The following is a 12,233-nucleotide window of genomic DNA, read 5'->3' on the forward strand; positions in this document are numbered from 1 at the left end:
ACCCCGGCCTTTACAGCCGGGGTTTTTCCTGTTGGTCACAGTAAATGATGATCGCCTCCCGCAAAAAAGCGGCAAGGCCTTCTCCATATTGATTGATTGAATTTGTAAATCGTTCGTCAGTGATATACACTTCTCCAAGCCCTCTGAAAATGTCGAGTGTGCAATCGTAATGATATTGGCAAATATGATCACGGAACGCCCCCACAGCGGACTGAACCTCTGCATCATCGGGACCGTGTATCATTCGTGCCGCAATTCGTCTGTAAATCGAATCAAATTCAGCCATGATCGCGCGCCAATCGTCCGACGTATATGCAGATGTCCTTTTCTCTGTTTCTTCTGCAATTTCCCTTCCATACAGCTTTCTGACTTCATCAGAGTATGTCTGCTGGTGCTCTTCAATGTCTTTCATGCTTAACCCAGCAAATAAATCCCGCTTATTCATATGTTCTCCTCCCTCAATAGACTGAAGCGTCCTGTCAATCGTTTGAATCATCTCCTCCATTCTTTGTTTTTTCTTCATCAACATATCCTTTTGCGACTGAAGTGCCGCTTTCCGGTCAAAATTCGGATGATCCAGCATCTCTTTAATGTCATCCAGACGAAACCCAATTTCCCTGAAAAATAAAATCTGCTGGAGCCTTTCCAGATCTGCATCACTGTACAAACGATACCCTGCGTCAGTAAGCGCTGAAGGATTCAGAAGCTGAATATCATCATAGTGATGAAGCGTCCGAATGCTGACACCCGCTATGTCCGCCACTTGTTTGACTTGGTATTTCATACATAACACCTCCTCTTCTTCTATCGTAAACAATCACGCAGCGTTAGGGTCAATCCCAAAAATGTTATTTTTTATATACAAAACTTCTCACAAATAGTGTATAAAAGAAAAGTGAGTATTTTTTTGTAAAGGGGAGACAGTGTACATGAATCCTGAAACAATGAACAAAACCCTCATAAGCATCTCGAAATGGGGAAAAGCAACAGGCATTTTATTTATTATTATGGGCGCAATTACCGCGCTTTCAGGCGCGTTCTTTTTTCTAATCGGTGCCGTGCCGGGCGTACTGCAAATTATTTCCGGAATCTTTTTGATGCGTTCAGCTAAAGAAGCAGGGCAAATGGCTGAACACAATAGCGAACAGTCTGAAGACTTAATGCTGGAGAATTACGCGAAGTTTGTAAAGATGCAAGGGATTTATTTAATCGTAAGCATTGCTGTATCCATTCTAGCGATTATCGCCTTCTTCGTCTTCTTAATGCTTGGGATTGCTGACGGCCTTTTCAGCGATTATAATACGTACAACACTTATTAATGAGAAAAACCCGGAGGAAGCTCCGGGTTTTTTATTATTCCGCTTCGCTTACCACTGTGAAGCGTTCATTTTTGTGTGCAGGTTGTTCAAGCTCATCCAATACGGCAATAGCGTAATCTGCATAGCTGATATAGCTGTCGCCTTTTTCGTTTACGATGACATTGTCTTTTCCTTTTTGATAAGAACCCGTCCGTTTTCCTGCCGGATCAAAAAATGCCGCAGGGCTGAGGAACGTCCAGGAAATGGAGTCTGTCTTCTGCAAATCTTTCAGGTTCTCCCCTTGATTTGATGCAGTCGGCAAATACTCTTTCGGGAATTCCGGTGTATCCATTAAACGGGTTGTTTTGTCTTCATCAACAAACAGGCTTCCTGCTCCGCCGACGACAAGCAATCTTGTGTTTTTCGCATTCTTTAAGATGTTGATTAGCGCTCTGCCTGCCTCAACGTGAAGATGTTCCTGGCCAGGCGCTGCTCCAAAAGCGTTTACAACCGCATCGAAAGGCTTGATGTCTTCTGCAGTCAGTTCAAACACATCTTTCTCCAAAATCGCTATGTCCTGTTCCTGCACTTTTGAAGCGTTTCGGACAATGGCAGTCACTTCATGGCCTCTTGTTTTCGCTTCTTTCAAAATCTCGTTTCCTGCTTTTCCGCTTGCGCCAATAATGCCAATTTTCATAATTCATTTTCCTCCTTATTTGTAACAATTTTAGTTACATGTTAGCGGTGAGAAGTCATCCCTTTTGATTAAAAGAGATGATTCATAACATCTTTTAATGACTTGCTTGCCAGTTCATCTTCCATCGCTTTTTGCACACTTTCAAACGTTTCATCCAATGCATTTTGAATTCTTTTCCCTACCGGACAGTTCGGATTCGGGTTTTCATGAATCGCAAAGAGTTCATCTTGCTTTTGGACAGCCCGATAGACTTCTAAAAGAGAAATATCAGCCGGATCTTTTTTAAGGCTTGCACCCGGCACCCCGGCTCGGGATGTGAGAATATCCGCTTTTTTCAGCATGCTGATCATTCTTCGCACGACAACAGGATTGGTGTTGACGCTGCCAGCGATGGTTTCTGAAGATTCTTTTTCATCCATCGAGATGAGGGATAAAATATGAATGGCAACAGAAAGACGGCTGTTAATCATGTATTTCACCACCGTTGTAACTATAATAGTTACATTTAATTCGTTTGTCAACATCTAATATACACTAAATACAGGGTTCTTGTGCACCGTTTTGAGTCAATAGAACGGCCGGATGCACTCCGGCCGCGTCTTGTCAGAATAAGAAATATCTTTGTCCAAGCGGAACATAATCGACAGGCTGGCAAGACAATTCCTCTCCGTCAGCGAAGACCTGATAGGTTTTTGGGTCAACCTCAATCTTCGGCAATGCTGAGTTCAATTTCATATCCAGCTTGCTCAGTTTTCTGATATTTTTGACAGGAGAAATTCTTTTTTCCAACCCTAAGTTTTCCGCCACCCCCCGCTCAATGCTTGCCTGAGACATAAATGTAATGGAGGTTGAGCGATTGGCTTTTCCGTAAGACGCATACATTTGGCGCATAAACACCGGTTCAGGAGTCGGGATGGACGCGTTCGGATCTCCCATTTGCGCACGTGCAATCATGCCGCCCTTTAAGACCAGTTCCGGCTTTACGCCGAAAAATACCGGATCCCACAGAACGAGATCTGCGAGCTTCCCTTTTTCCACCGAACCGACTTCATGGCTGAGCCCGTGAGTAATCGCCGGATTAATTGTATATTTGGCAACGTAGCGTTTTGCACGCATATTGTCGTTTCCGTTTTCGCCGGCAAGAGCGCCGCGCTGCTTTTTCATTTTATCGGCTACCTGCCATGTTCGGATGATCACTTCACCGACACGCCCCATCGCTTGGGAATCCGATGATGTCATGCTGATCGCGCCGATGTCATGGAGAATGTCCTCTGCCGCAATGGTCGCAGCCCTGATTCTGGAATGGCTGAACGCCACATCTTCAGGCACTTTCGCATCTAAATGGTGGCAGACCATCATCATGTCAAGATGCTCATCCATCGTATTAACGGTATAAGGAATGGTTGGCGTTGTGGATGACGGCAGAATGTTTGCGTAAGAGGCAAGCTTCATAATATCCGGGGCATGGCCGCCGCCTGCTCCTTCAATGTGATAAGTATGAATGACGCGGTCCCCGATTGCCTCGAGCGTGTTTTCCAGGAAGCCTGCTTCGTTAATCGTATCGGTATGGATGGCGACTTGAATATCAGCCTCATCCACAACTTCCATACACGTTTTGATAGCGCTTGGCGTCGTGCCCCAGTCTTCATGAAGCTTAAGGCCGATGGCGCCTGCTTCCACCTGCTCGATCAGCGGCGCTTTATCGGATGCATTCCCTTTTCCTAAGAAGCCGACATTAATCGGAAACTCCTCGGCCGCTTCCAACATCCTTGCCATATACCAGGCGCCAGACGTACATGTTGTCGCTTTGCTTCCTGTAGCAGGTCCTGTTCCGCCTCCCAAAAGGGTTGTCACACCTGAAGAAAGCGCAACTTCCATCTGCTGAGGACAAATAAAATGAATGTGCGTGTCCACTCCTCCGGCTGTTAAAATTTTGCCTTCACCGGAAATCACCTCTGTACCCGCGCCGATGACCATATTCGGATCGACTCCATTCATGATATCGGGGTTTCCGCTTTTTCCGACACCAACAATCCGGCCGTCTTTCACACCGACATCCGCTTTGACAATGCCTGTGTAATCCAAAAGCACGACGTTTGTGATGACCAAATCCAAAGCGCCGTCTTTCGCCGTAATTCTGCCGTTTTGGCCCATGCCGTCGCGAATCGTTTTTCCGCCGCCAAAGATCATTTCTTCACCATATACTGTGAAATCCTTTTCGACTTCGATCCATAAATCCGTATCGCCCAATCTGATTTTATCGCCCGTTGTCGGGCCAAACAGCTCCGCATATTCCTTCCGTGACATTTTCATCGGATTACACCCTCCATCCAGCCGGCTTGTTTTAAGTTGGCTAACGTTTTTTCTTTGCCGCGTTCATCGATAAACGTATCGGCCATTCCGTTCAGGCCTCTAATTGTCTTTCGTCCTCCGATTTCCACAAGCGTGACTGTTTTCTGCTCGCCCGGCTCAAAACGGACCGACGTGCCTGATGGAACATCAAGGCGCATGCCGATCGCCTGCTCACGGTCAAATGATAATGCCCCGTTGGCTTCCGCAAAATGAAAATGCGAGCCGACTTGAATGGAGCGTGATCCGGTGTTTTTTACCGTTACCTCCCGTGTCTCACGGCCTTCATTAATCGTAATCGTTCCCTCAGCAATTTGGAATGCTCCCGGCTTCATGACTTCACCTCCGCAGAAATTGGCTGATGTACCGTAACAAGCTTCACTCCGTCCGGAAATGTGGCCTCCACCTGAATGCTGTCCAGCATCTCAGGAACACCCTCCATCACATCTTTTTCCGTTAACACATGGCGTCCAGCTTCCATCAGCTCGGCTACTCCCCTTCCGTCACGTGCGCCTTCCATGATAAAGCAGGTGATATAAGCGGCAGCCTCAGGGTAGTTGAGCAGAACGCCCCGCGCCTTTCGCTGTTTGGCTAGTTCCCCCGCTGCGAAAATGAGCAATTTCTCTTGTTCAACCGGTGTCAGTTTCATCTGTAGTCCTCCTTCTTTTGTCGTATAAAGCGGATGCGGTTACTGCGAATTTGCGGAACATGCAGGCGGGACATCACCTCCCTTTCTTCAAGTATCGGGTCACACGGTAAGATGCCTTTCAAAGCGGAGTGCCGTTTCTTCATCGGCCTTTCCATGGTCGACAACCGTTCCCCTGTCGATCACATAAAGGTAGTCAGCACATGTTAACGCGTTTTCCAGACTGTGCTCGACTAAAACAACGGAAATGTCTCTTTTTCTGGAAATTTCTACGATAACTTGTCTGATTAGTTCGATAATTGACGGCTGAATTCCTTCCATTGGTTCATCAAGTAAAATAATTTTCGGATTTCCCATCAGCGCTCTGGCAATTGCTAGCTGCTGCTGCTGGCCTCCGCTTAAATCGCCGCCTTTGCGGTCAAGCATCTCTTTTAAAGCAGGAAACCACTGAAAAATGTCTTCCTTGACCTCCCCCATTCTCTCCTTCTTCGGAAGCGGCTCTTCTCCAAGCAGCAGGTTGTCACGAACGGTTAAGGAGGAAAAGATGTCTCTCCCTTGCGGAACGTACGCAATTCCTGTTCTTGCCCGTGTTTCCGCCTTTTCGTTTTGAACAAACGTTTGATTAAAACAAATATCCCCCTGTTTTGCCGGAAGCAGGCCTATGATTGTTTTCAGCAAGGTGGATTTGCCGACTCCGTTTCGGCCTAATACAGCAACAATCTGCCCCGGGCGAACCTCCATGCTGAGGCTGTGCAAAACCATCGATTGATCGTAACCAGACGTTACATTTCTGACGGCAATCATGACACACCGCCCCTTCCTAAATAAACCGCTGCCACCTCTTCATTGCTTGTGATGTCATCCATCGACCCTTCACAAAGCACTTTGCCTTCATGCATGACCGTGACTTTTCTGGAAAACGAGCGCACAAAATCCATATCGTGCTCGACAATCAGAACAGAGCACGTTTTTGAAATTTCTTCAAGCAGTGCTCCGGTTTTTTCCCGCTCCTTTCCCGTCATGCCCGCAATCGGTTCATCCAACAGCAAAAGCTTCGGCTCCATGGCGAGCTGCATGCCGATCTCAAGCCATTGCTTCTGTCCGTGTGACAGGCTGCCAGCTGTTAAATCCCGTTTTTCATCTAACCCAATCAGCCGCAGGATGTCTATGATCCTGTCACTTTGCTCTTTTGTCATACGAGCTGTCAGCAGTGAAAGGATCGTTTTTTTCTGTTTCATGGCAAGTTCGAGGTTCTCAAACACAGTCAGCTGCGTAAAAACACTCGGAGCCTGAAACTTTCTGGCGACCCCCAGTTTGGCGATCTGATATTCCCGCGCTTTTGTCAGTTCATTCGTTTCTTGAAATAGCACTTCGCCTGAATGCGGCTTCGTTTTTCCGCAAATGATGTCCAGCAAAGTCGTTTTTCCGGCGCCGTTCGGCCCAATTAAAAAATGGATATCACGTTCCTGCACGCTGATATCAGCGCCCTGCAAGGCCCAAAATCCGTCAAACTCAACCTTCACGTCACGGCAGGTAAGTATCGGTTTCATAAGCAGCCGCTCCTTTCTTTTTCGAGGAAGAAAGCTGGGTTCTCATCTTCTCGAACAGCCCGACAATCCCTTTTGGCATATAGAGTACAACGATGATAAACAGCGCGCCGAGGAAGTACAGCCAAATGTCAGGGTAATATTCGCTTAAATAGCTTTTCATGCCGTTCGTTAACAGCGCGCCAAGCACCGCGCCGAAAATAGAGTGCCTCCCGCCGATCGCAACCCACAGCACCATTTCCACTGAAGGGATGATGCCCATCATTTCCGGCGAGATCATCCCATCCTGAAGCACAAACAGCATCCCGGCAATCCCCGCCATCGCAGCAGATACACAGTAAATAAACACTTTAAAAACGGTGGAGTGATACCCGAAAAAGCGGACCCTGCTTTCTCCATCGCGCACCGCCTGCAATAGCCGCCCAAAACGGCTTCTCGTCAGAAACAAAGCAAACACGACAGAAACACCGAGGAAAAAGACTGTCGTAAAATACAGGATCTGCTTTATTGCAGGATCGGCCAGAGCATATTGAAAAATGGTATAGAAATTCGTGAGGCCATTCGTCCCCCCGGTAATGTCCTGGCTGCCGATGAACAGTGTGACAACAACCACCACAACAGCCTGAGAGATCAACGAAAAATAAACACCCTTTATGTTGTTGCGGAAGGTAAAGTAACCGAGCAAAAGTGCCAGAAAGACAGGAACAATGACAGCTGCGGCAATCGCACTAAAAGGATACCTGAACATTGCCCAGATCCACGGCAGTTCACTGACGCCGGTCCACTCCATAAAATCAGGAATGCCTGACGGAGAGGCTTCTATTTTTAAGTACATGGCCATGCAGTAAGCGCCCAATCCGAAAAAGACGCCATGCCCCAAACTCAAAATGCCTGTATATCCCCAAATCAGGCAAATGCCGACCGCTACAATCGCAAAGCATAAAAACTTCGCCAACAGCCCTAATCGAAACTCCTGCAGAAAGATCGGAGCGGCGATAAAAAGGGCAAACATCACCAGATACGGACTGAATTGTGAAAACCGCTTCATCCGGTTCCCTCCTAATCAAGTAATCTCGTTCTGACACTCGCAAGACCCGAAGGCCTCCATTGCAGAAAGAGAATAATACATGCAAACACGACTACCTTTGCAATCGTAGCGCTTGTGGAGTACTCAACGAATGTGCTCAGCAAACCGACCGTCACCGCGCCGATAATGGTGCCTTTTAATTTTCCGATTCCGCCTAATATGACAATCATAAAGGCATCAACAAGGTATGACGAACCGAGAGTAGGCCCGATCGAACCAAGCAATGTGAGTGAGCTCCCCGCAATACCGGCCAGTCCGCTTCCGAGCGCGAAAGCCAATGTATCTGTTTTTCTCACAGATACGCCGAGACACGATGCCATGCTCCGGTTCAGCGTAACCGCCTGCATCCGCCGCCCCGCAGAGGTTTTAAATAAATAGAAACCGAGCAGCGCCAGCGTAAAAAGAACGAGCGCCAAAATAAACAGCCTTTTATACGGAAAAGTAACCGAAAACAGCGTCACCCCTCCCGTCAGCCACTCAGGAGACTTGACAGCCACATTCGGCGCGCCAAAAATCGATCTGGCTGCCTGCTGCAGGATCAAGCTCACCCCCCACGTCGCCAAAAGGCTGTCGAGCGGACGGTCATATAATCGCCTGACAATCACTTTTTCAATGACAATCCCAATAAGCGCCGCAACCGCAAACGCCATGATGATCGCGATTAAAAAATAGTAAGAAAACAGAGGAGCCGGCAAATAGCTTAAAAACAGCTGCTGAACGACATATGTCGTGTAGGCTCCTGCCATAATTAGCTCACCGTGCGCCATATTCATAATGTTCATCAAACCGAATGTAATGGCCAATCCAATCGCAATAAGAATCAAAATAGAACCGAGACTGATCCCGTTAAATAATTGAGTTACGACGACAGACATGCTCCGCCTCCTCCCCCGCAAACGGCTTTGATTTATTTAGATAACCCCTTTGCCCATTCGTACGTTTTTAAATACGGATCAGGTTTTACCGGTTCACCTGAGTTCCATACTTCTTTAAACTGTCCATCCCCCGTGATTTGCCCAATTCTAACCGTTTTGTAAAGATGCTGTGTATCCCCGTCAATTTTCACTGTGCCGCCCGGAGCCTTAAACGCAATCCCGTCAGCCGCTTTCTTCACCTTATCGACATCAAAGGACTTGGCTTTTTCAACAGCCGCCGCCCAGAGATAAACCGCATGATAGCCAGCTTCAATCGGATCGCTCGTCACCCGGCTATCACCGTTCATCTTTTTATAGTTTTTCACGAATGTTTGATTCTCGCTCGTATTGGTATTCTGGAAATAATTCCACACCGCATAATGTCCTTTTAACACATCAGAGCCGATCCCCCGAATTTCTTCCTCAGCAACACTTGCCGACATGACAGGCATTTCATCAGCCGATATCCCCGCATCTTTCAGCTGTTTGAAAAACGCCACGTTGCTGTCGCCGTTTAATGTGTTAAAAATGACATCGGGCTGTTTTTCTTTGATTTTGCTGACAAGCGTACTGTAATTGGTATGGCCGAGCGGCGTATACTCTTCACCGGCAATTTCTCCTTCGGCCGCTTTCACTTGCGCTTTAATGACTTTATTGGCTGTTCTCGGGAACACGTAATCTGATCCGATCAGAAAGAACTTTTTACCTTTATTTTTCAGCAGCCAATCGACAGCCGGCACAATTTGCTGATTGGTCGTTGCTCCGGTATAAAAAATATTAGGTGATGACTCCATTCCTTCGTACTGCACCGGATAGAACAGCAGCCCGTTGTTTTGCTCCACAACCGGAAGCATGGCTTTGCGGCTTGCAGATGTCCATCCGCCAAACACAGCAGCCGCTTTGTCTTGCTGAAGCAGTTTCCTCATTTTTTCCGCATATGTAGGCCAGTCTGAAGCGCCGTCTTCTACGACGGGTTCAAGCTTTTTGCCGAGAACTCCGCCTTTTTGATTGATTTCTTGAATCGCCATTAATTCTGCATCATGGACGGACACTTCACTGATCGCCATTGTCCCGCTTAACGAGTGAAGAATCCCGACCTTCACTGAATCCCCGCTTGTGTCGATATCAACTGTTTTTTTCGCACTCCCGCTGGCTTCTGTCACTTTCTTCGGCGCAGCACATCCCGTCATCAACACCATGATCAGAAACAACAGAAAAACAGCCTGTATTCCAATCCCTTTGTTTTTCATTCAGAACCTCCCTTTGTCATGTGATGTTACAAAAGTTAACAACTTATGTCACTATTATATAGAAGAGGATCATTAATTCAAAGAATATTTAAAAAATTTAGATACCTTAACCAAATCGATTGCTTTTTTTGTTACATTTATTCACATTCAAAAAAAGCGAACAAAAAAAAAGACAAGAAACATATCGTTTCCTGCCTCTTCCGTATGATCAATCTTTATTTGTGAATGTATCCTTTGCTTTCCCGATATCCTTTTGGATCTCGCCTTTTGCCTTATCTTTTTTACCTTCAGCCTGCATGTCCGCTTTATCGGTCATATCTCCGACTTTATCCTTCGCTTCTCCTTTGGCTTTATTTAAGCCGCCCTTCATTTTATCTTTTACACTATCGTTACCCATGTTGATTCTCTCCCTTCATTATGTGTGTACTTGTTACCTTCCCGATCTGAGAGGCGGTAAACATTTGAATGTTACTTATCGATTTCGTAGCGCTCTCCGTAGCGGAGCACCTTGTAAATCGCAAGCCCGTCTGATGATTTTTTCTCTGAATATCGAACCGGCAACAGGGCGAAAAACACATAATACGTAGAAAAATAGACAAACTGATAAAAAAACATATTCGGTTTTAATACACTGTGTATAATTAGCAAATTGACTGTAAAAATCGTTATCAGGTTAAACAGGCTGCCCCCGGCATACACAAGTGCATGCGAGAACCGATTGTCGGTTTTCAGCTCACCAAACCTGCAAAAAGAATCTATGAAATAGATCGCTCTGATCCGTATCGGCCCAATCTTGAACAGCGTTTTGCCCATCCCAATATCCAACGATCCTTTTCCGCCAAAAATAAGTGCCATGAAGCTGTGCCCTGAAACATGTATGATCTGTACAAGCGGCAGAACAATGAGGAAAGACCATAGAAACTTCACCATATCATTGAAACCGAACATCGAATTCCCCCTAACGCCTGTCATTGACCCAGGCACCGTCTAAACCCGGCTATTTTGAATTTGATCAAAAGTATATATAGCGATTTTTCCTGTTCTGTCCGGAAATAAACGTTCCAATGCTCACCTTTTTTTGTATATAAAAAAACCATCTGGCAGCAGATGGTTTCGTCTTACACTTGATATAAACAGTCGTTTCTTTGGATCATCTCTCTCATGCTGACCGCTTTTTCATAAAAATACACCGCTTCTTTGTAGTGTTCACGATGACTGAAATAGGAGGCAGCATCCAAAGCGAATTCTTCAATATATACGTAAAGGGCTTTTTCTTCCATATAGTCAAATACTTCTTGAATCATATCCAAATTAACAGATTCCACATATAAGGCCTGCAGAAATGTATATTTCGCCAGACTGAAGAAGTCGTTTCGTTTTTGGGCGATGGCAATCCCTTTTTCATAGTACCTCATCGCAGCTTTGGCGTCTTCCTTTTTGAAAAGAACGCGAGTCAGGCTGAAGAGCGCTTTTGGGAGCTGTTCCAGCTGATGCTCTTCAAAGACAGGAAGCGCTTTTTTAAAGTATTCCGCGGCTTGATCCAGCTCTCCTTTGTCATCATAGCAATTCCCGATATTATAGAGGGCTGATCCGATCAAACGGGGCTGTCCTTCCAATAAAGCAAGACGATATGCGTCATCCAAATGCTCAAGTGCTTTTTCATAATGTCTGTAGTCAATGTAGTTTCCTGATATGACGAAATGGCATTGAATTCTTCTGACTCTGTAAAAGTCGTGAGCCTTGTATGTCTCAAGCGCCTGTACGGCGTGGTTCATGGAAAAGTGCGTCTGCTTCATGATATAAAAGACTTCCGCCACTTTAAAATGAAATTCCGCTCTTTCAATCTCGTCTTCTACAAACGCGAGCATCTTCTCAGCTTTCCGATAAAAGGATATAGCTGAGATGTAATTGTTCTGTTCAAATTCGTACATTCCTCTGAACAAGTGAAAATAATACTCAGATAATCCCGAGATGCTGTCCTGATTGCTTTCCAGCGTTGTGATCAATTCACGATATTGTAGCTGAGATTCCTCGTGCAGGCCGGGCTTTACATAATCCAGCATAATTTGGTGCCGGTAACTGATCAGCTGATAATACAAGAGAAGCAGCTGATCCTCTTCCATCTGTTCTATGTCTTGATCAATCTCTTCCTTCAGCTTAACGGCATCAGCCACTTGAAATGCTAAAATGTGCTTATACCACTTATTGATTTTCACTCCTACTTGAGATGACGGGATCTCGTACGCGGCCATGCCCCTCCAACCCTTTCTATTTTCTAATTGGTTATATTTTATCATAATGTATGGCTTTGGAATTAAAATTTCTTACAATGATTCCTTCCTTATGCCTATCTTTATATATTTCGGTTTTTGTATGCATTTTTTGCACTTAAGCTTTTTTCATCAAAAAAAGCTTACCGGACAGTGCCGATAAGCTTTTTATTTC

15 protein-coding genes are annotated in these 12,233 nt (G+C 45.8%); 1 reads left to right on the top strand and 14 read right to left on the bottom strand.

Annotated elements, in window-relative coordinates; genetic code table 11:
* Positions 1–10: 10 nt before the first annotated feature.
* Complete coding sequence (locus tag Q5C82_RS01430) at positions 11–784, bottom strand: MerR family transcriptional regulator (RefSeq protein ID WP_003221843.1); 774 nt, start codon at positions 782–784, stop codon at positions 11–13.
* 145 nt (positions 785–929) lie between these two features.
* On the opposite strand from Q5C82_RS01430, the gene Q5C82_RS01435 reads away from it, so the two are divergent.
* Positions 930–1,319 (top strand): DUF5362 family protein, encoded by a 390-nt coding sequence (locus tag Q5C82_RS01435; protein WP_003221845.1) that lies wholly within the window; start codon positions 930–932, stop codon positions 1,317–1,319.
* Between the two features lie 34 nt (positions 1,320–1,353).
* On the opposite strand, the gene Q5C82_RS01440 is transcribed toward Q5C82_RS01435, so the two are convergent.
* From Q5C82_RS01440 to rapB, 13 genes are all read right to left on the bottom strand, one after another.
* Entirely contained in the window at positions 1,354–1,995 is a 642-nt protein-coding gene (locus Q5C82_RS01440) for an NAD(P)-dependent oxidoreductase (RefSeq protein ID WP_003221847.1), read from the bottom strand.
* Positions 1,996–2,063: 68 nt separating this feature from the next.
* Positions 2,064–2,465: an Rrf2 family transcriptional regulator gene (locus Q5C82_RS01445; RefSeq protein ID WP_003221848.1), complete on the bottom strand. Its 402-nt coding sequence runs from the start codon at positions 2,463–2,465 to the stop codon at positions 2,064–2,066.
* A gap of 133 nt (positions 2,466–2,598) precedes the next feature.
* Positions 2,599–4,308: an urease subunit alpha gene (ureC, locus tag Q5C82_RS01450; RefSeq protein WP_003221849.1), complete on the bottom strand. Its 1,710-nt coding sequence runs from the start codon at positions 4,306–4,308 to the stop codon at positions 2,599–2,601.
* Entirely contained in the window at positions 4,305–4,679 is a 375-nt protein-coding gene (ureB, locus tag Q5C82_RS01455; RefSeq protein ID WP_003221850.1) for an urease subunit beta, read from the bottom strand. The genes ureC and ureB overlap by 4 nt, the downstream gene beginning before the upstream one ends.
* Complete coding sequence (ureA, locus tag Q5C82_RS01460) at positions 4,676–4,993, bottom strand: urease subunit gamma (protein ID WP_003221851.1); 318 nt, start codon at positions 4,991–4,993, stop codon at positions 4,676–4,678. The genes ureB and ureA overlap by 4 nt, the downstream gene beginning before the upstream one ends.
* A 99-nt stretch (positions 4,994–5,092) precedes the next feature.
* Entirely contained in the window at positions 5,093–5,794 is a 702-nt protein-coding gene (gene urtE, locus Q5C82_RS01465) for an urea ABC transporter ATP-binding subunit UrtE (RefSeq protein ID WP_003221852.1), read from the bottom strand.
* A complete protein-coding gene (urtD, locus tag Q5C82_RS01470) occupies positions 5,791–6,540 on the bottom strand; it encodes an urea ABC transporter ATP-binding protein UrtD (RefSeq protein WP_003221853.1) in 750 nt (249 codons plus the stop codon). The genes urtE and urtD overlap by 4 nt, the downstream gene beginning before the upstream one ends.
* Positions 6,515–7,585 carry an urea ABC transporter permease subunit UrtC gene (urtC, locus tag Q5C82_RS01475; RefSeq protein WP_003221854.1) on the bottom strand — a complete coding sequence of 357 codons (1,071 nt, stop codon included), beginning with the start codon at positions 7,583–7,585 and terminating at the stop codon, positions 6,515–6,517. The genes urtD and urtC overlap by 26 nt, the downstream gene beginning before the upstream one ends.
* 11 nt (positions 7,586–7,596) lie before the next feature.
* Complete coding sequence (gene urtB / locus Q5C82_RS01480) at positions 7,597–8,499, bottom strand: urea ABC transporter permease subunit UrtB (protein WP_003221855.1); 903 nt, start codon at positions 8,497–8,499, stop codon at positions 7,597–7,599.
* Between the two features lie 32 nt (positions 8,500–8,531).
* Entirely contained in the window at positions 8,532–9,788 is a 1,257-nt protein-coding gene (gene urtA / locus Q5C82_RS01485) for an urea ABC transporter substrate-binding protein (protein WP_003221856.1), read from the bottom strand.
* A gap of 208 nt (positions 9,789–9,996) precedes the next feature.
* Positions 9,997–10,185, bottom strand: a complete 189-nt coding sequence (locus Q5C82_RS01490; RefSeq protein ID WP_003221857.1) for a CsbD family protein — start codon at positions 10,183–10,185, stop codon at positions 9,997–9,999.
* Between the two features lie 71 nt (positions 10,186–10,256).
* On the bottom strand, positions 10,257–10,736 hold the full coding sequence (locus Q5C82_RS01495) for a hypothetical protein (protein ID WP_003221859.1): 480 nt from the start codon (positions 10,734–10,736) through the stop codon (positions 10,257–10,259).
* A 170-nt stretch (positions 10,737–10,906) separates the two neighbouring features.
* A complete protein-coding gene (gene rapB / locus Q5C82_RS01500) occupies positions 10,907–12,040 on the bottom strand; it encodes a response regulator aspartate phosphatase RapB (RefSeq protein ID WP_003221861.1) in 1,134 nt (377 codons plus the stop codon).
* Between the last annotated feature and the right edge of the window lie 193 nt (positions 12,041–12,233).

The organism is uncultured Bacillus sp. (genome assembly GCF_958411575.1).
GTDB classification, from domain to species: Bacteria; Bacillota; Bacilli; order Bacillales; family Bacillaceae; genus Bacillus; species Bacillus spizizenii.

Excerpts from the sequence above, each read along its gene's own strand:
- Q5C82_RS01430 (WP_003221843.1), bottom strand. The coding sequence starts at position 784 with ATGAAATACCAAGTCAAACAAGTGGCGGACATAGCGGGTGTCAGCATT.
- Q5C82_RS01435 (WP_003221845.1), top strand. The coding sequence starts at position 930 with ATGAATCCTGAAACAATGAACAAAACCCTCATAAGCATCTCGAAATGG.
- Q5C82_RS01440 (WP_003221847.1), bottom strand. The coding sequence starts at position 1,995 with ATGAAAATTGGCATTATTGGCGCAAGCGGAAAAGCAGGAAACGAGATT.
- Q5C82_RS01445 (WP_003221848.1), bottom strand. The coding sequence starts at position 2,465 with ATGATTAACAGCCGTCTTTCTGTTGCCATTCATATTTTATCCCTCATC.
- ureC (WP_003221849.1), bottom strand. The coding sequence starts at position 4,308 with ATGAAAATGTCACGGAAGGAATATGCGGAGCTGTTTGGCCCGACAACG.
- ureB (WP_003221850.1), bottom strand. The coding sequence starts at position 4,679 with ATGAAGCCGGGAGCATTCCAAATTGCTGAGGGAACGATTACGATTAAT.
- ureA (WP_003221851.1), bottom strand. The coding sequence starts at position 4,993 with ATGAAACTGACACCGGTTGAACAAGAGAAATTGCTCATTTTCGCAGCG.
- urtE (WP_003221852.1), bottom strand. The coding sequence starts at position 5,794 with ATGATTGCCGTCAGAAATGTAACGTCTGGTTACGATCAATCGATGGTT.
- urtD (WP_003221853.1), bottom strand. The coding sequence starts at position 6,540 with ATGAAACCGATACTTACCTGCCGTGACGTGAAGGTTGAGTTTGACGGA.
- urtC (WP_003221854.1), bottom strand. The coding sequence starts at position 7,585 with ATGAAGCGGTTTTCACAATTCAGTCCGTATCTGGTGATGTTTGCCCTT.
- urtB (WP_003221855.1), bottom strand. The coding sequence starts at position 8,499 with ATGTCTGTCGTCGTAACTCAATTATTTAACGGGATCAGTCTCGGTTCT.
- urtA (WP_003221856.1), bottom strand. The coding sequence starts at position 9,788 with ATGAAAAACAAAGGGATTGGAATACAGGCTGTTTTTCTGTTGTTTCTG.
- Q5C82_RS01490 (WP_003221857.1), bottom strand. The coding sequence starts at position 10,185 with ATGGGTAACGATAGTGTAAAAGATAAAATGAAGGGCGGCTTAAATAAA.
- Q5C82_RS01495 (WP_003221859.1), bottom strand. The coding sequence starts at position 10,736 with ATGTTCGGTTTCAATGATATGGTGAAGTTTCTATGGTCTTTCCTCATT.
- rapB (WP_003221861.1), bottom strand. The coding sequence starts at position 12,040 with ATGGCCGCGTACGAGATCCCGTCATCTCAAGTAGGAGTGAAAATCAAT.